This is a genomic window from Mesorhizobium sp. L48C026A00, assembly GCF_000502375.1.
Lineage (GTDB): Bacteria > Pseudomonadota > Alphaproteobacteria > Rhizobiales > Rhizobiaceae > Mesorhizobium > Mesorhizobium muleiense.
The window spans coordinates 64,580-82,999 of sequence record NZ_AYWU01000008.1 but is presented as its reverse complement, the minus strand read 5'-3'; the positions used below and the strand labels follow the sequence as shown (position 1 = coordinate 82,999).

Here is an 18,420-nt window from a genome sequence, read left to right as displayed (position 1 = left end):
GCCCTCACAGCTGAGGATCCTTATGACCCCTGACAAATCCGGTGCTGCAAGCCTCGAGTCGATCGCTCGAAACGGCAGCCTGCTGCGCCGCATTGCCGTGCGGATTCCGACCTATCTGTCGGACCTTCGCGAGAACCCGGCATGGCTGCCGATGTTCATGCTGGCGCGTACCATGCCGGCGCGGCGGTTACATTGGCGTGGCGAAAAACCGGTTCGACCGGCACAAGAAGTCCAGGAAACGGTGTTCACTGGCATCGACCGTGATGCGGTGGTCGGCGCGCTCCGCTCGGACGGGCTCTTTTCCGGACTTGCGCTGCCGCAGTCGATTCACGAGGAGATCGCCAGCTTCGCGCAGCGCACGCCTTGCTTCGGTAATTTCGACCGTCGGCTGGAGTTCCTGCCGGCAAAGCACGCAGAGGCCGAGAAGCGCTTCGGCCGTCCCTTGCTCAGCGGCCACTTTTTCGAGCGGATCCTCGACTGTAACGCTGCGCTTACCGTGCAGCGCGATCCGCTGCTTCTCGACATCGCCGCCCATTATCTCGGCAGCCAGGCGAAGCTGATCACCACGCGCGTCTGGTGGAGCTTTCCGACGAGCTCCGCCTCCGACGCCGAGAAGAACCTGGCGTCGCTTGGCAAGTACCACTTCGATCTCGACGATTGGCGGATGCTGAAATTCTTCTTCTATCTCAATCCGGTCGATGCCGAGACTGGCCCCCATGTCTATGTCCGCGGCAGCCACAACCGCCGCACCCTCAAGCACCAGTTGACGCTCCTCGTCGGCCATCCCGCGGAAGAGGTTCTGAATGTCTACGGCGCGCAGAGTCCGATTACGCTGACCGGCGAGGCGGGATCGGGCTTCGTCGAGGATCCCTTCGGCTTCCACATGGGCACCGTGCCGACGCGCAAGCCGCGGCTGATGATGGAAGTCGGCTTCGGCGTATCGCCGCCCTCGCGCCGGCGATTCCACGGCGAGCCGGTTATTCGGTGATTTTCGGCGCTGGTTCTGGTCCCGAACAGCCTTTTGAGAACCTGGTCTAACTCGCCTTGGTGCCGCCGCGCCGCAGATGCTCGTCCAGGCGCGGCATGATCTCGACGAAGTTGCAGGGCATGTGCCGGTAGTCGAGCTGCGGCTTCAAAATGCCGTCCCAGGCGTCCTTGCAGGCGCCGGGCGAACCCGGCAGCACGAAGACGAAGGTCGCGTTGACGACGCCGCCAGTCGCCCGGCTCTGGATCGTCGAAGTGCCGATCTTGTCGTAGGAAATGCGGTGGAACACTTCGGAAAAGCCGTCCATGCGCTTTTCGAAGATCGGCTCCAGCGCCTCCGGCGTTACGTCGCGGCCGGTAAAACCGGTGCCGCCGGTGGTGATGACGACATCGATCGCTTCGTCCCTCGACCAGCCCAGAACCTTGTCGCGGATTTTCTCGCGATCGTCGGTGACGATGTCGCGGCCGGCGAGAATATGGCCGGCCTCGAGGATGCGGTCGGCCAGCGTCTGGCCGGATTTGTCGTCGGCAGGGCTGCGCGTATCGGAAACGGTCAGCACCGCGATGCGCACGGGAACGAAGGAACGCCTTTCGTCAATCCTGGCCATATGCGTCAAGCTCCGATGTCATGCTTCGCGTCGCGGCGATGAACCAGTCGGGATGGCGGCTGCGGATATCGACGGCGGCGCGTTTGGCGACATTGCCGGTCTCGAACAGCCCAAAACAGGTCGCACCGGAACCGGACATTCGCGCGAACCCCGCTCCGGCCTTGTTGAGCACCGAAAGTGCCTTGCCGATGGCAGGTTGGATCGCCCGTGCCGCAGGCTCGAGGTCGTTGCGCGTGATCTCCAGCCAATTACGGATGCTGTGGAAGTCGAGGCTGCGCGGCAGCGGCGGCAGCCCCTCATTGTCGCGATGGGAAAGCGCATTGAACACCTCGGCCGTGGAGATGGCAGTGCCGGGATTGACGAGAACCAGCCCGAGTGCGGGAAAGCCCGGCACGGCCGACAATTCGTCACCGACGCCGCGCGCGATCAGCGGCCTTGCCATAAGGCACATCGGAACGTCGGCGCCCAGCGAGAGGCCGACCCGCGCCAGGTCGGCATCGTCGAGGTCCAGTCTCCATGTCTCAACCAGCCCGCGCAGCGCCGTTGCTGCGTCGCTCGAGCCGCCGCCGACGCCGGATGCAACCGGCAGGTTCTTTTCGAGCCTGATTGCGACCGGCGGCGTATGCCGCGGACCAGCCTGTTTTCGCAGCGCATCGCGCGCTTTCACGACCAGGTTGCCGTCGTCGAGCGGGACTGCGGAGGCATATCGGCCTGACACGGAAAACCCGTCGCTGTCGGCGAGCTCGATGTCAACCCGGTCGCCGAAGCGCGTGAACACCGCCAGGCTCTCGATCATGTGATAGCCGTCGGCGCGCCTGCCGGTGACGTGCAGCGCGAGATTTATCTTGGCATGCGCATGCAATGCCCGGACCCTATTGCCGGAAGCCACTGTCTCAGTCACGAGGGGGATGATGTCAGTCCTTGGCCAGGCGGTATTCGCCGGTCTTCGGGTCCCTGACCAGCGTGCCCATTGTGCCGTTGCTAGCCTGCTTTTCGGTGCGCCGTATCTTGGCCGTCACGCGCTCGGCTTCCCTGACGAAGGAGCGATAGCCGAAATAGGCGAGCAGGCCGACTGCGATGAAGAAAATGATCTGTGGCATGTCAAACTCCTCTCGCAAGGCCGACTGCGGCGCCGGTCGGACGGTCAAACTTTCAAGTTAAACGCTTTCGCCGGTTTTTCAAAGCCCGAAGCGCGCCCATAGTGCGCGCTCTTCCGCCGCATCGATCACGCCGCTTGCGGCAGCAGCGGCGATCTCGGGCGCCGAAAAGCCGCCTCTGCTTGAGCCGAACCAGCCGAAGCGGCCGAACAGGCCGCGCGGCGCCGTGATCAGCTTGAGCTGGGTTTTTGGCCCGAAACGGGCCCTCAGCACGCTGCGCATATCGCCGAGTGCATCGACAAGGCCGAGTTCCAGTCCCTTCTTGCCTGTCCAGAACAGTCCGGTGAACAGGTCCGGGTCGTCCTTGAGCTTGGCCCCGCGCCGGTCCTTGACGAGGTCGATGAAGGTCTCGTGGACCTCGAGCTGCAGCGCCTTCAGCCGCTCGATATCTTCCTTCTTCTCTGGCTTGAACGGATCGAGCACCGCCTTGTTCTGGCCGGCCGTATGGACGCGGCGCTCGACGCCGATCTTCTTCAACAGCTCGGGAAAGCCGAACGAGGCCGACACCACGCCGATCGAACCGACGATAGACGACGGATCGGCAATGATCTCGTCGCCCGCGACCGCGATCATGTAGCCGCCCGACGCCGCCACGTCCTCGACGAAGACCAGGACTTTTTTGTTCTTCTCGCTCGCCAGGTCGCGGATGCGTCTGAAGATCAGCCGCGACTGCACCGGCGAGCCGCCCGGCGAATTGATCGAAATGGCGACCGCGGGCGCGTCGAAGGAAAACGCCTTCTCAATAGGGCCAGCGGTAGATGCCAGCGACAGGCTCGGCCGGAACGGGCCGCCGCCGGGCATGATGGTGCCGTGCAGCCGGATGACGGGAATGGTGACGATGTCGGAGCGCCAGGATTTCGGCAGCAGGCGGTTCAGGAAGCGTTTCACGGGGTCTCCGGTCAAAATTGGCTTGAAGGCATGTAGGGATTCGCCGGCCAACGGCAATGCCGCGACGCCCGGCCGGCCAAAAAGGCTCAGTCGCCGAACAGCGAAGCCATCCCGTTGTTGATCATCTCGGTCCGCTCCGTGGGGCCGTCACCAGATTGCGCGTGCAGCATCAGCGGCGGGCGGATCGACAGTTTTCCGCGTGCGCCGAGGATTGCCCTGACGACGATGCGGATCGCCGCTGCCTCGGGGCGGGGGTGGACGGCCAGCATCTCGGCGTCGCCGAAGCGGCCTGCTAACGCATCGAGGATGGCGCCGAGCTGATCGGGCCTGGCAATCACGGCAAGACCGCCGCGCGGCCTGACCACGGCAGCCGCGCTTCGGATCCAACTGTCGAACAGCCCGTCCTCCATCACATGCGCCGCCTTCCTGAGCGGGTCGGGCGTGGCGCGATCCTCGGCGGCGTTGAAGGGCGGGTTCATGATGACGAGATCGAAGGAGTTGTCGGCAAGCCCAGTGGCGGTTCGCGCCTGGCCCGACAGCGCGACGTCGGCGGCGAGCACCGAGGCGCGGTCGTTGAGATGCGCATTACCGGGGTGGGCAAGCGTCGTTGCGGCGAAGGCCGCCATTTCCGGAGACCGTTCGATGAGCACGGCCTCGGCATCAGGACAGCGCGACAGCACGGCCAGGCCTGCGGCGCCAGCACCCGCGCCGAAATCGGCAAGGCGCCCGGCGAAGGAGGACGGCACGGCAGCCGCCAGCATCATGGCGTCCATGCCGGCGCGATGGCCTGCCTGTTTCGGCTGCACCAGCCAGAACCGCCCGCGATGGAAAGCATCGACGGTATGGGCCGGCGTGTCCTGGACAAGAGTGGCGCGCGCCGCGGACATTACTTCTGGCGCATCTCGTTGGCGATGCCGGCATCCGTCAGGATACGCCGCGCCGCATCGGCCTGGTCGGCTTCGACCATGATGCGCCTGGGCAAGATGCCGATCGAACCGTCGAGCACGCTCATGTTCTGGTCGGCGACGAAACAGCCGATGCCGGCGTCGCGCATCAGCGATTCGACAAAGGAGATGATTACGGCGTCGTTGGTGCGGATAAGCTCTATCATAGGACGAAACTCGCAGGTTGCAGCGTCTATGTAAACGTGGCTGGCTTCCGTCGCCACCTCGACCGCGCCAAATCGCCTCTTGCCGTGCCTGTGGGTAGCGCCCTAGAGTCTGCTGCGGTATCGGGGTGCCGTCGTGCGCGTGACATAAGACGGGAGTTTGTCGTGGGTGTCGTTCTCAACATCGAAAACGGGAAGCGGGAAGCCGCCTCCATTAAGGATCTCATCGACCTGACTTCGGCCGATATGGGGCGCGTCAACAAATTGATCCTGTCGATGGCCGGTTCCGACGTCGAGATGATCCCGGAGATTGCCAACCACCTGATCTCTTCGGGTGGCAAGCGGCTGAGGCCGATGCTGACGCTCGCCTCAGCCCAGATGTTCGGCTATTCCGGCGAGGGCCATGTCAAGCTCGCCACATCAGTCGAGTTCATGCACACCGCCACGCTCCTCCACGACGATGTCGTCGACGAGAGCGGCATGCGGCGCGGCAAGAAGACCGCCCGCATGATCTGGGGCAACCAGGCGAGCGTGCTGGTCGGCGATTTCCTGCTTGGCCAGGCGTTTCGCATGATGGTCGATGTCGGTTCGCTGGAAGCGCTCGACATCCTGTCCAGCGCCGCCTCGATCATCGCCGAGGGCGAGGTGATGCAGCTCGCCGCCGCCAAGAACCTCGAAACCACGGAGGATGAGCATTTCGCGGTGATCAAGGCCAAGACCGCTGCCCTGTTCTCGGCCGCCGCCGAGGTCGGTCCGGTCATCGCCCAGGCGACGCGAAACGATCGCGCGGCGCTGCGCTCCTATGGCATGAATCTCGGCCTTGCCTTCCAGCTGATCGACGATGCGCTGGATTATGGCGGCACCAGCACGGATCTGGGCAAGAATGTCGGCGACGACTTTCGCGAAGGCAAGGTGACGCTGCCGGTGATCCTCGCCTACCGGCGCGGCACCAAGGCCGAACGCAGCTTCTGGAAGCGCGCCATCGAGGACAATGTCACCGATGACGCCGGGCTGGAAAAGGCAATCGGATTGATGACCCGCCACGGCGCTATCGCCGACACCATCGGGCGCGCCGGCCATTTCGGCGAGATCGCCCGCGACGCGCTGGCGCCGCTCGAAGCGACGCCGCAGAAATCGGCGCTGCTCGACGTCATCGATTTCTGCATCAGCCGGGTGAACTGAAGATATCGCCGACATTTGGCCGGCACCGCGCCGGCCCGCCATTTTGGTCTTCCCCGATGAACCATTGCGGCGGTGAAATCATGCACGTTCTGCAGCAGCATGGTTAGCAAGCAGGGCAGGGCTTCGTGACGGTCAGCGCGCCCGGCAAACTGTCGAGGTCATGAAAATGACCACGCGCTCTTCAGCAGCGCCACGAGCTCGCTCTGACGGCTGGTTTCGGTTTTCCGGAAGATTCGCTCGAGATAGGTGCGGGCCGATTTGACGGCGATGCCGATTTCCATGGCCGCCTCCTGCACCGAATGGCCGGAGGCCAGCTCGACGGCGAGCCGGGCTTCCGCCGGCGTCAGGTCGAACAGGCCTGAAAGGACATTGGGCGACGGAACAGTGGCGCCGGTACCGACCGTGGTTGCGACAACCAATACATCTGCACCCGAAAAAATATCGTGTGCGGCGCGGCGCAGCGGCAACAGCTGAATGACCAGCGCGGGCCGCCCTTTGATGGCCGCAACCGGGATGGACCGCACGACGCGGTTATCCCGGTTCTGCGCGATGGCCTGCTGGAAAAGCGCGTTTGCAGTTTGATCGGCAATCGCCATGCCACCATGGGCTGTGGGAAGGAAGGCGTCCGCCATGCCTTCGAAAAGCGGATTGGCCGTCAGCAAACGGCCCGATCCACTCATGATTACGGCCGGCAGTCCGATTTCCCGGAGAATGGATACGGCGGTCCTGGCCCGATCCAGACCCAGGCGCCCGGCGACGAGGCCGGCCCGTGCGAGGTGCGGACGCAGTCCGTTCAACAGATCGATTGCGGCCTGGTCATAACTCCCGTCCTTCAGCCAGCGCTGGAAGACAAAAAGGACAAGCTCGCCGCCAGGCATGGGGATCGCTGTGCATAGATGCGGCCCGATGCCAAACGCGGTGGCACTTTTGCGAACGGGATCGCGCTCGATCTCCTCGCAGGTGATGAAATTATCGACCCGCACAAAGCTTGCCGGCTGCGCGGCGCACATGCGCTTCACGCTCTCGGAAAACCGCCAAGTATCACGCTTCGTGAATTCGTCGAGCAAGGACTGGAGATGCGTTTCGGTGATGGCGCGGACCGGCGAATGATCGCTGACTACAAAGATCGCGCCGTTTGCCGAGCGGGAGATCGCGCTTGCCGCCGCCAATACCTCCGGCCACAGCTTGGCCGCGAACGACGCTTCGTAGATTCGATCGACAATGGCGAAGGCCTGCTGGCCCTGCGGCATTTCCAGCATCGGCATCTTCCTGGGCGAAGCAACGGCATCCATCTGCACGGTCCTACGCATCATTCCGCTGCGGAAACTATCGACGCCCGCCGCTTACGGATCGCTTACGGCATCGCGGCGCCGATGCTGCAGCAGGACAGGCCGGCAGCGCGTCAGGCCGGCAAATCGCGGTCGACGGTCGCAATTTGGCGCCTTTCCGCGTTGTTTTTGATAGCATTACCCGATTGTGAATTCGGGCCGGGTTGAAGCCTCACCCCAAAAAGGCCATGCTTAACGTGGAAAAGATCGAGTCAACGGCGATCCCGCTGACGCGGGTATGGCTTCGACTGAAAGGGATATGATGCGGCAAGGATGTGCGCGCTGGCTGACAGGGCTGGCAATTGTGACGGGCATGGCGGTCTCCGGTCTGCCCGCCTATGCCAAAGAGACCACCGAGCCAGTCAATATCACGTCGTTCTCGGGGGCCTATCTTGCCGCGCGGGTCGCCGAAGGTGACAATGATCTCGACAGCGCCATCGCCTACTACAAGCAGGCGCTCGCCTTCGCTCCCGGTGACACCTCGTTGCAGCAAAGTCTGATGCTGTCGCTGATCGCGCAGGGGCGCTTCGAAGAATCCCTGGTCTATGCCGACAAGCTCAAGACGGTTCCCGACGTCGAGCGGTTCTCGCGCCTGGCGCTGGCCGTCGGCTCCTTTCACAAGAAGGACTTTTCCAAGGCCGAATACTGGCTCAAGCTTTCGCTCGAATCCGATCTCGACCGGCTGATCTCCGGCGTGATGACCGGCTGGGCCAAGCAGGGCGCCGGCGATCCCGGCGAGGCCATGGCCTCGATCGAGAAGCTGCAGGGCCCGGACTGGTTCGGCCTGTTCAAATCCTTCCATCGCGGGCTGATCGCCGATGCCTCGGGCATGCCCGAAAAGGCGGATGCGATCTACGCCGCCACCTTGCAGGACACCGCGACCGGCGCCGCCGCGCCCGAAACCTGGATGCGCAACGCGCAGGCCTATGCCTCCTTCCTTGCCCGCAAGGGTGACAAGGACAAGGCGCTGTCCGTGCTCGATCAGGCCGAGGCATTTGCACCCGGCAAGGTCGAGATATCGGCGCTTCGCGACAGGATCACCAAGGGCGAGAAGATCGAACCCTTCGTCGCCGGCCCGTCCGACGGCGCCTCGGAAATTCTGCTCGATCTCGCCACCGCGCTCAATCGCGGCGGCGGTGAGCCGTTCGTCCGCCTCTATCTGCAATACGCCCTGGCACTGAGGCCCGACAGCGACGCGGCCCTCGTCCAACTCGCCGCCGTCTCCGAGCAGTTGAAGGACGGCGAGGGCGCCATCGCCTTCTATCGCCGCATCCCGGCCAGTTCGCCGCTGAAGACGCTGTCGGAACTGCAGCTCGGCCTCAACCTTGCAGATCTCGACCGCTATGACGAGGCCATCGCCCATCTGAAGGCGCTCGTCGAAGCGCGACCCGACGACATGCGCGCCTATCAGGCGCTCGGTGGCGTCTATGCCTCGAAGGAGGATTTCCGCTCCGCGGCCGGTCTCTATGACAAGGCGGTGGCGATGCTGAAGGCCCCGACCCGCGCCGATTGGAACATTTTCTACCAGCGCGGCATCGCCTATGAGCGACTGAAGGAGTGGCCGAAGGCCGAGCCGAATTTCCGCAAGGCGCTGGAATTGTTCCCCGACCAGCCGCAGGTTCTGAACTATCTTGGCTATTCCTGGGTGGACATGAACACCAACCTCGAGGAAGGCCTTCAGATGATCCAGAAGGCCGTCGAGCTCAGGCCGAGCGACGGCTACATCGTCGATTCGCTGGGCTGGGCCTATTTCCGCCTTGGCCGATTCGACGATGCGGTGCGCGAATTGGAACGTGCCGTTTCGTTGAAGCCGGAAGATCCGGTGCTCAACGATCACCTTGGCGATGCCTATTGGCGCGTCGGCCGCAAATTGGAAGCCACCTTCCAGTGGAACCAGGCTCGCGACCTCAAGCCGGATCCCGGCGTGCTCGCCGCCTTGCAGCAGAAACTGCTGAAGGGCCTGCCGCCGATCGAATCCAACACGGCGCAGGAAACCCCGAAGGTCAAGCCCGAACCGACGACTGCGCCAAAGGGCTGAATACTTCTGAATTCGATTATGCGGGGCTCGTCGCCGCTGTCGCTAAGGGTCTGGACCATAAGCCATGCTAATCGTGCGCGGTGCCGAGCACCGCTCGGAGCCCTGAGTCGTTCTGTTCCTCGATCCATCGGGTCGTACGGTCGTAGGCATCCGAAAACAACTCGGAATGCCGACTCCAATCCATGAAGCTGATCGTGTTGGAAACCTCCGGACAGATCAGGATATCCTCTTCGCCGACGGCAATGTCCTGCGGCCGGTGTGCCAGCATGCTCGAGGCAATGACCTGAAGCATGCTGGGAACCCGAGGCAAGCGGGCACGACCGAAAGGGTTCAGCAAGGCCAATGCCAGTTCGGAAGCTCCGGGGATGCGGTCATAGTCTATGTCGTATTTCTGCGGTGCACTCGACCCGAAGGTAACGATGACATTGGGTCCGATCTTGAGCTCCTTCATCTGCTCCAGCGGCAAATTGTTCATGATAGCGCCGTCCACCAGCATATCGCCGTCATCCGTAAAGAACGGCGGCAGGACGCCCGGGATGGAGCCGGACGCCCGAACGGCGTGCCAGAGCTTTCCACGACGGTGGACATGGGGCTGACGGCTGCTCAGATTGGTCGAAAGCGCAAAGAACGGAAGCCAAAGATCCTCGATCAGAACGTCGCCGTATTCCAGCCGAAGGGCCCGATCAAACGCTTTGTGATCCAGAAGCGCGAAATGCGGCAAGGTGGGACGGCGAAACGCCCGGCTCTTGATAAATATGTTGTGGGTGCCTCGGTCGATCTGGTCGGCATCCAAGCCTCTTGCGAAGCCGGCCATCATCGCCGCGCCGGAACTTGTCCCGCCGAGATAGTCGAAGCAAGCGCCCGCCTCAACGAAAGCCTTGTAGACGCCTAAATGAGCGCTGCCGAGGGACCCACCCCCTGCCGCCACGAAGCCCAGTGCCTTGCCCGAAATAAATCGGACCAGGCGCTGGAAATCGGACCCGTCGCCCAGCGCAACATGATGATGCTGGTCAACATAGGGTCGCTCATCGAGCCATGCAGAGGTACCGGAGACCGCAGCCGAGCGAGTGTCGTGAATTAGGACAAGCCGACTGGTCGATGGCGGATGGACCGATAGCGTCAGTTCCTCAGACGGGTTCAGGCGAGGCGAGCAGGACGCGTTGGCCAGCAACAGGACGGTATCGGCCTGGCGAATGCAGACTTGGGTCCATTCATTAGGTTCCTCATCGGCAACATAGACGATGAATTGGGCTTCCGCCTCCAGTTCGTTCAACCAGTTAAGGATCGGCTGGTCGTCGATCGGAAGACCTGGGAACTTCGCTTGGATGTCAAGCCGGGAAACGAACCGAGCGCGCGTGGCCGCGCCGAACGCTTGCCGCAGGTGCTGGATGAACACCGGTGAGAGGCGACTTCCGCCGGCTGCAATGATCGCAAGCGTTCGGATCTTGGCAGGTTCCTTGAGACGCGACGAACTCGGAGATTGGATGGCAAACCGGCGCGCCAGAAATACCGTGACCGCCTCCCTCAGGCTCGGCAATGTCTCGGCCGCCTTCTCGAAATGATTGCGACCGATTTCAAGGACGATCGAATCGCGCGCTGCAAGGACAGTGGCCATGCGGGGTAGTCCCGCGAAGAAACCGATTTCACCGATGAGTTCACCCTGTGCGATCGCGGCGACCGAGCCAGTCGAATCTCCTTTGTGTACCGTAAAGCGTCCAGACAGCACGATGAAAAACCTGTCCGACGCATCGCCTTCGCGAACCAGAACCTCACCGCGTCTCAGGACCCGACGGTCCGATTCGGCAGCTAAAGCCTCGAGCGCCAACAACGACGCCCGATCGAACATCAATGTTGCCGACAATAAACTCGCTGCAAGAGAATCGACGGAGGACATCTGAGCCATCCCTTGGGAATTCATGACTTTTGTCTCCTCGAGGGTGCTGGACGCCCCGCCGGATGATACCACACATGAGAGCCGCCGACGGCTGAGGCGCGGGACTGATCGCTGGGCGCTCTCATCTCTGGCTCCCAGGAAGGGCCACGATCAGGCCGCCACGTCCCTGCCGTTTCGCCGTATGTCACGCGTTAACTCACCCGATTGCCCTGGCTGCGGCCGGCCCCTTGCCTTGACGCTTGCCGGTGGGCGCTCTAGGGAGGGCCGCATCCCCGTCTTTCCCGTCGAGGCCGCCGTGACAGTTGATATCCCAGCCCATATGCATCCCAGCCGCTCGTTCCAGGGGCTGATCCTGACTTTGCATAACTACTGGGCGGACTATGGCTGCGTCGTTCTCCAGCCCTATGACATGGAAGTCGGTGCCGGCACGTTCCACCCGGCGACGACCTTGCGCGCGCTGGGGCCAAAGCGCTGGAACGTGGCCTATGTGCAGCCTTCGCGCCGGCCCAAGGACGGGCGCTACGGCGAGAACCCGAACCGGCTGCAGCACTATTACCAGTACCAGGTGATCCTGAAGCCGAACCCGCCCAACCTGCAGGAACTGTATCTCGGCTCGCTGGCGGCGATCGGCGTCGATCCGCTTCTGCATGATATCCGCTTCGTCGAGGACGACTGGGAAAGCCCGACGCTCGGCGCCTGGGGGCTGGGCTGGGAGTGCTGGTGCGACGGCATGGAAGTGTCGCAGTTCACCTATTTCCAGCAGGTCTGCGGCATCGAATGCGCGCCGGTGGCGGGCGAGCTCACCTACGGGCTGGAGCGGCTGGCCATGTATGTGCAGGGCGTCGACAATGTCTACGACCTCAACTTCAACGGCCGCGATGGCGCCGACAAGGTGACCTATGGCGAGGTCTTCCTGCAGGCCGAGCAGGAATATTCGCGGCACAATTTCGAATTCGCCAATACCGCGATGCTGCTTCGGCATTTCGAAGACGCCGAAGCCGAGTGCAAGGCGCTGCTCGATGCCGGCGCGCCCCTCTCCCCCCTCGAGGGGGAGATGCCCGCGGAGCGGGCAGAGGGGGTCGCCTCAGAAGGCACCGCAAGCAAGGTCCCAGCGACTCCTCCCGCGTCTGGCCACCCCCTCAAGGGGGAGGGGAACCACCGTCTGGTATTTCCCGCCTACGACCAGTGCATCAAGGCCAGCCACGTCTTCAACCTGCTCGACGCGCGCGGCGTGATTTCCGTCACCGAGCGGCAGAGCTACATCTTGCGGGTGCGCAATCTGGCGAAAGCCTGCGGCGAGGCGTTTTTGCTGACGCAGGCAGGTGGTCTGGCGGCTTAGCTCCAGAGGCTGTTTGCGATTTCGACTGATACGCTGATTGGCGATACGCCTTGGCCGCTCGAGCCAGCCATTGTCCGCAGCGCTTGTCTAACGCCGGGCATCGTGAACGTGCCATGAGCCTGCGCCGCAAAACAGGCGCTGAGCGCGAGGATCTGCAGAAATGTCGATGCCGTCTTCATAGTCGTTCAGCCAATAGTTCTCTGCCTGAGCGTTGGTCGCTTCAGCGCTGCGTTCGGTTCATGGAGATCTTTGACCCAAGGACGGATGGTCCCGCTCTGGCCCGACAGGCAGCGGCATATTTTTGGCAATCGTCCGTGGATGCGCTGATTGCATGGGACCAGCCGAGTTGCTATGCCGCCTGGACCATTTCGCCGCGTGAGCACAATTTATGCCCGACCTGCTTTTAGAACTTCGTTCGGAAGAGATTCCCGCGCGCATGCAGCGCAAGGCGGCGGGCGACCTGAAGAAGATGATGACGGACGGTTTGATCGAGGCCGGGCTGACCTATGAGGCGGCGCGCGAATATTGGACGCCGCGCCGGCTGGCGCTCGACATTCGCGGCGTGACCGCGCGCTCGAAGGACATAAGCGAGGAGATCAAGGGACCCTCGACCAAAGCGCCCGAACAGGCGGTCCAAGGTTTTCTGCGCAAGGCCGGTCTTTCCTCGATCGCCGAGGCGCATGTCCACGCCGATCCGAAGAAGGGCGACTTCTATGTCGCCCATATTGCGAAGCCGGGCCGGGCGGCCGAGACGATAATCGCTGAACTGGTGCCGGGCATCATCCGCGACTTTCCATGGCCGAAATCGATGCGCTGGGGGCCAGCCTCGGCGAAACCGGGATCGTTGCGCTGGGTGCGGCCGCTGCAGTCCATCCTCTGCACCTTCGGCCCGGAGACCGAGGAGCCGGTGGTCGTCGATTTCGAGATCGACGGCATCCGCTCGGGAAACATCACCTACGGCCATCGTTTTCACGCGCCGGGCGCCATCGGCGTGCGCCGTTTTGACGACTATGCCGCCAAGCTGGAGGCGGCGAAGGTTGTGCTCGACGCCGACCGGCGCAAGCAGATCATCCTTGCCGACGCCAGGAATCTCGCTTTCGCCAACGGGCTCAACCTTGTCGAGGACGAGGGGCTGCTTGAGGAAGTGTCAGGCCTGGTCGAATGGCCGGTCGTGCTGATGGGCGAATTCGAGCAGGACTTTCTCGCCATTCCGGCCGAGGTGATCCGACTGACGATCCGCGCCAACCAGAAGTGTTTTGTGACGCGGCCGCAGGGCGCCGGCGAGGAGCTTTCCAACCGCTTCATCCTGACCGCCAACATCGAGGCCAGCGACGGCGGCAAGGAGATCGCCCACGGCAACGGCAAGGTGGTACGCGCCCGCCTTTCCGACGCGCTCTATTTCTGGAAGACCGACCAGGGCGATTTGCCCGACCTCGACCAGTTGCAGGCATCGGCGGAAAAGTTCGGGCTCGATCTCAAAAAGCCGCTCGACCAGCGCATGGCCCGCCTCGACCATCTCGGCGTCACCTTCCACGCCAAGCTCGGCACGCAGGGTGAGCGGGTGGAGCGGATTGCCCAACTGGCTGCAGAATTGGCGCCGATAGTGGCGAGCGGAATCTCCCCCCTTGAGGGGGAGATGGCCGGCAGGCCAGAGGGGGGCGTGAAGGAACGNGCGACCCCCTCTGTCGCCTTCGGCGACATCTCCCCCTCGAGGGGGGAGATTACCGCGCTGGCACGTCGCGCTGCCGTCCTGGCCAAGGCCGACCTCACCACCGAGGTGGTCGGCGAATTCCCGGAATTGCAGGGCGCCATGGGCCGCAAATACGCGCTGCTGCAGGGCGAGCATCCCTCGGTCGCCGCCGCCGTCGAGGAGCACTATAAGCCGCAGGGCCCGTCCGACCGCGTGCCGACCGATCCCGTATCGGTGGCCGTAGCGCTCGCCGACAAGCTCGACATGCTGGTCGGGTTCTGGGCGATTGACGAAAAACCGACCGGGTCAAAGGACCCCTATGCTCTCCGCCGCGCGGCGCTGGGGGTGGTGAGGATTCTAGTCGAGAACGGTATCCGCCTGGCGCTCATGCCCACCTTCGGAAGCGCTTATAAGTGGGCGAACTATCTCGACAAGAATGCGATTACAACGCTGGAAGGGAAGGCGGAGCAAATCTACCCTTCCGACCTCCTCGCTTTCTTCCACGATCGCCTGAAAGTTTATCTGCGCGACCAGGGCGCGCGGCATGATCTGATCGATGCGGTCATCACGCCGCGGTCCGACGATCTCCTGCAAATCGTTCGTCGCGTCCAAGCCCTAGGCTCTTTCCTCGACACCGAGGACGGCAAGAACCTGCTAGCCGGCACCAAGCGCGCGGCCAACATTTTGGCCGCCGAGGAGAAGAAGAAAACGACGATCGCCGAAAATGTTGAGCCGGCTCGATTCCGGGAAGAGGCCGAGAAATCGCTGTTTGCCGCGGTGAATCAGGCCGAGAAGGAAGCCGGCCAAGCGATTCACAACGAAGACTTTTCCGCCACCATGCTGGCGCTAAGCGCGTTGCGTGAACCGGTTGATTCATTCTTCGAACGCGTTCTTGTGAATGATGAGGACCAGGCCGTGCGCGCCAACCGCCTGGCGTTGCTGGCGCGCATCCGGGCAGCGACCGACCAGGTCGCGGATTTCTCGAAAATCGCCGGCTGAGGCTTGGCAATTTAGGCGAGCGTCGTCCTGGCTGCGAACGGCTATCTGGCCTGGTCGATCTCGGGGATGGGCGTTGGTTGCGGTGTTGCGGGCTCGGGCGGGCTGTTCGTTGCGGTAATTTTTTTGTCGGATTTCGTGGCCGCCGCAGGTGCTGCGGCAGCGGTTGTCGCGGCAGGTGCGGGGCTGGGCGCCGGTGTTGCGAAGGCGTCGCCGACGATGCCGCCGCGAATGATCATCGGGCTTTGCGTGAAATCATGCTTGGGCTTGGGCTGGCTCGGGATCGCAGAAACTTTTTCATAGGTGACATCGGGCACTGGTTCGCCGAGCGCCACGATCGATGGCGTCGAGGAGTTGCCAGCCACCTTCGCCGGTTCAGGCGCACCGAGGCTGACGACGGACGGGGTCGAGGATGGNGCAGCAGGAACAACGAAGGATGAAGCCTGTGCTGTGCCCGCCGCCAGAGTGAGGCCAAGCGCCCCCAGGATACGCACCCAGACCATGATAGCTCCCCTTGCCCAACAAGCCGGCACCATAGCGTCCGGGAATTGATGCGGGCTTGCCAGGAAAGCTGGCATTTTAGCTATTGGCAATTCGCTTCCGCCCGGACTTGCCCCGTGAACGTCACCGTATTACGCACCGACATCCGTAAGGTCCCGCTTCTGTAAGGTGATGAGAGTGGCTGAGATACTTGCCGCCGGCGAGGCGATGGAGCGGGCGCTGGCGCTGCTCGAAGGGGGCGATGTCGTCGCCATTCCGACCGAAACCGTCTACGGGCTGGCCGCCGATGCCACCAATGGTGTTGGCGTGGCGCGCGTCTTCGAGGTCAAGGGCCGGCCGCGCTTCAATCCGCTGATAGCTCATGTCGCCGATCTGGCGATGGCCGATCGCATCGCGCTGTTCGATCCCGTGTCGAAAAGGCTGGCGCAGACATTCTGGCCGGGACCGCTGACGCTGGTGCTGCCGCAGCGGCCCGGCAACGGCATTCATCCGCTGGTCACCGCCGGGCTCGATACGGTCGCGCTGCGCATGCCGAAAGGCTTTGGTGGCCAGCTGATCGCCAGGCTCGGACGCCCGCTTGCAGCGCCCAGCGCCAATTCCTCAGGCAGGATCAGCCCGACGACGGCCGAGGCCGTGGCCGCCGATCTCGGTCCAAAAATCAAGCTGGTGGTCGATGGCGGCGCGACGTCGGTCGGGGTCGAATCGACAATCGTGAAGATAGAGGGCGGAAAGCTGCGGCTGCTGCGGCCGGGCGGCATTGCCGCCGAAGAGATCGAAGCGACCGCCGGCATGAAGCTGCGGCGCGGCGCGGCGGGCATCGAGGCGCCGGGCATGCTCGCCTCGCATTACGCGCCGGGTGCTGCGGTGCGGGTCAACGCCGCAAGAGTCGCAAAGGGCGAAGCCTTGCTGGCGTTCGGCCCGCGCCGTGCCGAAGGCTGGCAAGGCGCCGCCGCCTTGCGCAACCTGTCCGCAACCGGCGACCTGCGCGAGGCCGCGGCCAACCTCTTTGCCCATATGCAGGATCTCGATCGCAGCGGCGCCAAGACAATCGCCGTCGAGCCGATCCCCTCCGACGGGCTCGGCGAGGCGATCAACGACCGGCTTTCGCGCGCCGCCGCCCCTCGTGACAAGATCGATTGAGCACCATAGTTTCCCATCCATGAACGACATCTCCCGGGATATCGACCCCGCCCTCATCGACCGCTTTGCGGCAATCGTCGGCGATAAATATGCGCTTCGCGACCAGCAGGATATCGCGCCTTACCTCACGGAGAGGCGCGGCCTGTGGCATGGCCGGACGGCGCTGGTGCTGAGGCCCGGCAGCGTCGACGAGGTCAGCCGCATCATGCAGCTGGCAACCGAGACGGGAACGCCGGTCGTGCCGCAAAGCGGCAACACCGGGCTGGTCGGCGCGCAGGTGCCGGACACGTCCGGCCGCCAGATCGTGCTGTCGCTGTCGCGGCTGAACCGCATCCGCGAGATCGACGTCCTGTCCAACACGGTCACCGTCGAGGCCGGAGTCATCCTGCAGACGCTGCAGGAAGCGGCCGATGCCGCCGACCGGCTGTTTCCGCTGTCGCTTGCCGCACAAGGCTCCTGCCAGATCGGCGGCAATCTCTCTTCCAATGCCGGCGGCACCGGCGTTCTCGCCTATGGCAATGCGCGTGAGCTGTGCCTCGGCGTCGAGGTGGTGCTGCCGACCGGCGAGGTGTTCGACGATCTGCGCAAGCTGAAGAAGGACAACACCGGTTACGATCTAAAAAACCTGTTCATCGGTGCGGAAGGCACGCTCGGCGTCATCACCGCCGCCGTGCTCAAGCTTTTCCCCAAGCCCAAGGGGCGCGAGGTGGCCTTTGCCGGCCTGTCGTCACCTGAGGCGGCACTGTCCCTGTTCAGCCTGGCGATGGATCGCGCCGGTGCGGCACTCACTGCTTTCGAGCTGATCGGCCAGAGGCCTTACGATTTTACGCTTCTGCACGCGCCAGGCGTCGTGCGGCCGCTGTCCGGCGATTGGCCATGGTATGTGCTGATGCAGATCTCTTCGGGTCGCTCGGCGGAGGATGCCAGGGCCCTGATCGAAGAGGTGCTCTCAGCCGGCCTCGAGCAGGAGATCGTCGGCGATGCGGTGATTGCGGCGAGCATCGCGCAGGGCGATGCCTTCTGGAATTTCCGCGAGCTGCTGCCCGAGGCGCAGAAGCCCGAAGGCGCCTCGATCAAGCACGACATCTCTGTGCCGGTGGCGGCCATCCCGCAATTCATCGAAGAGGCGGCCGGCGCCGTTCAATCAGTCAGCCCCGGTGCGCGCGAGGTGTGTTTCGGCCACATGGGCGACGGCAATCTCCACTACAACATCTCCCGGCCGATCGGCGGCGATGACGAAGCATTTCTCGGGCTCTATCACGCCATGAACAAGGCCGTGCACGATGTGGTGCGCAGCCTTCACGGCTCGATCTCGGCCGAGCACGGCATTGGCCAGCTGAAGCGGGCTGAATTGATCGCGACAGCGCCGCCGATGGAGATCGAACTGATGCGCAGGGTGAAGACGGCCTTCGACCCGGCCGGCATCATGAATCCCGGTAAGGTTATCTGATCCTTTCGCCGTCTTGTGAATGGTTGCATTCCGATAACCATCCCCTCGAGATCAGCAAAATTTAACCGACTTTCTTAAGCGCTGCGATAAGAAGCCCGCGCTAATGTTTCCCCACAA

General features: G+C 63.4%; 16 protein-coding genes. 8 read left to right on the top strand and 8 right to left on the bottom strand.

The annotated features are described in order from the left end of the window. Positions 1-22: 22 nt before the first annotated feature. The gene (locus tag X738_RS58655) at positions 23-988 is read left to right on the top strand and encodes a hypothetical protein (RefSeq protein WP_023799388.1); all 966 of its coding nucleotides are present in this window, start codon (positions 23-25) and stop codon (positions 986-988) included. A gap of 46 nt (positions 989-1,034) precedes the next feature. Here the strand turns inward: X738_RS58655 and moaB are convergent, their stop codons facing one another. From moaB to X738_RS58630, 6 genes are all read right to left on the bottom strand, one after another. After that, a complete protein-coding gene (moaB, locus tag X738_RS58650; protein WP_023799387.1) occupies positions 1,035-1,592 on the bottom strand; it encodes a molybdenum cofactor biosynthesis protein B in 558 nt (185 codons plus the stop codon). After that, positions 1,579-2,481: a 4-(cytidine 5'-diphospho)-2-C-methyl-D-erythritol kinase gene (locus X738_RS58645; protein WP_031254994.1), complete on the bottom strand. Its 903-nt coding sequence runs from the start codon at positions 2,479-2,481 to the stop codon at positions 1,579-1,581. The genes moaB and X738_RS58645 overlap by 14 nt, the downstream gene beginning before the upstream one ends. A 25-nt stretch (positions 2,482-2,506) precedes the next feature. Continuing rightward, positions 2,507-2,692 (bottom strand): membrane protein, encoded by a 186-nt coding sequence (locus tag X738_RS0141670; protein WP_027152312.1) that lies wholly within the window; start codon positions 2,690-2,692, stop codon positions 2,507-2,509. A gap of 78 nt (positions 2,693-2,770) precedes the next feature. After that, positions 2,771-3,637, bottom strand: a complete 867-nt coding sequence (locus X738_RS58640; RefSeq protein ID WP_023799384.1) for a S49 family peptidase — start codon at positions 3,635-3,637, stop codon at positions 2,771-2,773. 86 nt (positions 3,638-3,723) lie between these two features. After that, positions 3,724-4,524 carry a tRNA1(Val) (adenine(37)-N6)-methyltransferase gene (locus X738_RS58635; RefSeq protein ID WP_023799383.1) on the bottom strand — a complete coding sequence of 267 codons (801 nt, stop codon included), beginning with the start codon at positions 4,522-4,524 and terminating at the stop codon, positions 3,724-3,726. Beyond that, positions 4,524-4,748 carry a putative signal transducing protein gene (locus X738_RS58630; RefSeq protein ID WP_023799382.1) on the bottom strand — a complete coding sequence of 75 codons (225 nt, stop codon included), beginning with the start codon at positions 4,746-4,748 and terminating at the stop codon, positions 4,524-4,526. The genes X738_RS58635 and X738_RS58630 overlap by 1 nt, the downstream gene beginning before the upstream one ends. Positions 4,749-4,910: 162 nt before the next feature. Here X738_RS58630 and X738_RS58625 point away from each other — a divergent pair, with 162 nt between their 5' ends. Then, a complete protein-coding gene (locus X738_RS58625; RefSeq protein WP_023799381.1) occupies positions 4,911-5,927 on the top strand; it encodes a polyprenyl synthetase family protein in 1,017 nt (338 codons plus the stop codon). 158 nt (positions 5,928-6,085) lie between these two features. Here the strand turns inward: X738_RS58625 and X738_RS58620 are convergent, their stop codons facing one another. Beyond that, complete coding sequence (locus X738_RS58620) at positions 6,086-6,805, bottom strand: helix-turn-helix transcriptional regulator (RefSeq protein WP_245277667.1); 720 nt, start codon at positions 6,803-6,805, stop codon at positions 6,086-6,088. 18 nt (positions 6,806-6,823) lie between these two features. Here X738_RS58620 and X738_RS87020 point away from each other — a divergent pair, with 18 nt between their 5' ends. Beyond that, positions 6,824-7,423, top strand: coding sequence for a hypothetical protein (locus X738_RS87020; protein WP_245277666.1), 600 nt, complete (start codon positions 6,824-6,826; stop codon positions 7,421-7,423). Between the two features lie 94 nt (positions 7,424-7,517). After that, the gene (locus X738_RS58615; protein WP_031254992.1) at positions 7,518-9,293 is read left to right on the top strand and encodes a tetratricopeptide repeat protein; all 1,776 of its coding nucleotides are present in this window, start codon (positions 7,518-7,520) and stop codon (positions 9,291-9,293) included. Between the two features lie 67 nt (positions 9,294-9,360). On the opposite strand, the gene X738_RS58610 is transcribed toward X738_RS58615, so the two are convergent. Further along, the gene (locus X738_RS58610; protein ID WP_023799378.1) at positions 9,361-11,139 is read right to left on the bottom strand and encodes a patatin-like phospholipase family protein; all 1,779 of its coding nucleotides are present in this window, start codon (positions 11,137-11,139) and stop codon (positions 9,361-9,363) included. Positions 11,140-11,482: 343 nt separating this feature from the next. Between X738_RS58610 and X738_RS58605 the strand changes: the two genes are divergently transcribed. From X738_RS58605 to X738_RS58580, 4 genes are all read left to right on the top strand, one after another. After that, positions 11,483-12,526, top strand: a complete 1,044-nt coding sequence (locus X738_RS58605; protein WP_084833728.1) for a glycine--tRNA ligase subunit alpha — start codon at positions 11,483-11,485, stop codon at positions 12,524-12,526. Between the two features lie 388 nt (positions 12,527-12,914). Then, on the top strand, positions 12,915-15,215 hold the full coding sequence (gene glyS / locus X738_RS58595; RefSeq protein WP_023799374.1) for a glycine--tRNA ligase subunit beta: 2,301 nt from the start codon (positions 12,915-12,917) through the stop codon (positions 15,213-15,215). 675 nt (positions 15,216-15,890) lie between these two features. Continuing rightward, on the top strand, positions 15,891-16,853 hold the full coding sequence (locus tag X738_RS58585) for an L-threonylcarbamoyladenylate synthase (protein ID WP_031254986.1): 963 nt from the start codon (positions 15,891-15,893) through the stop codon (positions 16,851-16,853). A 19-nt stretch (positions 16,854-16,872) separates the two neighbouring features. Next, entirely contained in the window at positions 16,873-18,303 is a 1,431-nt protein-coding gene (locus tag X738_RS58580; protein WP_023799371.1) for an FAD-binding oxidoreductase, read from the top strand. The last annotated feature ends 117 nt before the right edge of the window (positions 18,304-18,420 follow it).

Bases quoted from the DNA above. Each gene is read 5' to 3' on its own strand.
- X738_RS58655 (WP_023799388.1), top strand. From the start codon at position 23: ATGACCCCTGACAAATCCGGTGCTGCAAGCCTCGAGTCGATCGCTCGA.
- moaB (WP_023799387.1), bottom strand. From the start codon at position 1,592: ATGGCCAGGATTGACGAAAGGCGTTCCTTCGTTCCCGTGCGCATCGCG.
- X738_RS0141670 (WP_027152312.1), bottom strand. From the start codon at position 2,692: ATGCCACAGATCATTTTCTTCATCGCAGTCGGCCTGCTCGCCTATTTC.
- X738_RS58635 (WP_023799383.1), bottom strand. From the start codon at position 4,524: ATGTCCGCGGCGCGCGCCACTCTTGTCCAGGACACGCCGGCCCATACC.
- X738_RS58630 (WP_023799382.1), bottom strand. From the start codon at position 4,748: ATGATAGAGCTTATCCGCACCAACGACGCCGTAATCATCTCCTTTGTC.
- X738_RS58620 (WP_245277667.1), bottom strand. From the start codon at position 6,805: ATGCCTGGCGGCGAGCTTGTCCTTTTTGTCTTCCAGCGCTGGCTGAAG.
- X738_RS87020 (WP_245277666.1), top strand. From the start codon at position 6,824: ATGCGGCCCGATGCCAAACGCGGTGGCACTTTTGCGAACGGGATCGCG.
- X738_RS58615 (WP_031254992.1), top strand. From the start codon at position 7,518: ATGCGGCAAGGATGTGCGCGCTGGCTGACAGGGCTGGCAATTGTGACG.
- X738_RS58610 (WP_023799378.1), bottom strand. From the start codon at position 11,139: ATGTTCGATCGGGCGTCGTTGTTGGCGCTCGAGGCTTTAGCTGCCGAA.
- X738_RS58580 (WP_023799371.1), top strand. From the start codon at position 16,873: ATGAACGACATCTCCCGGGATATCGACCCCGCCCTCATCGACCGCTTT.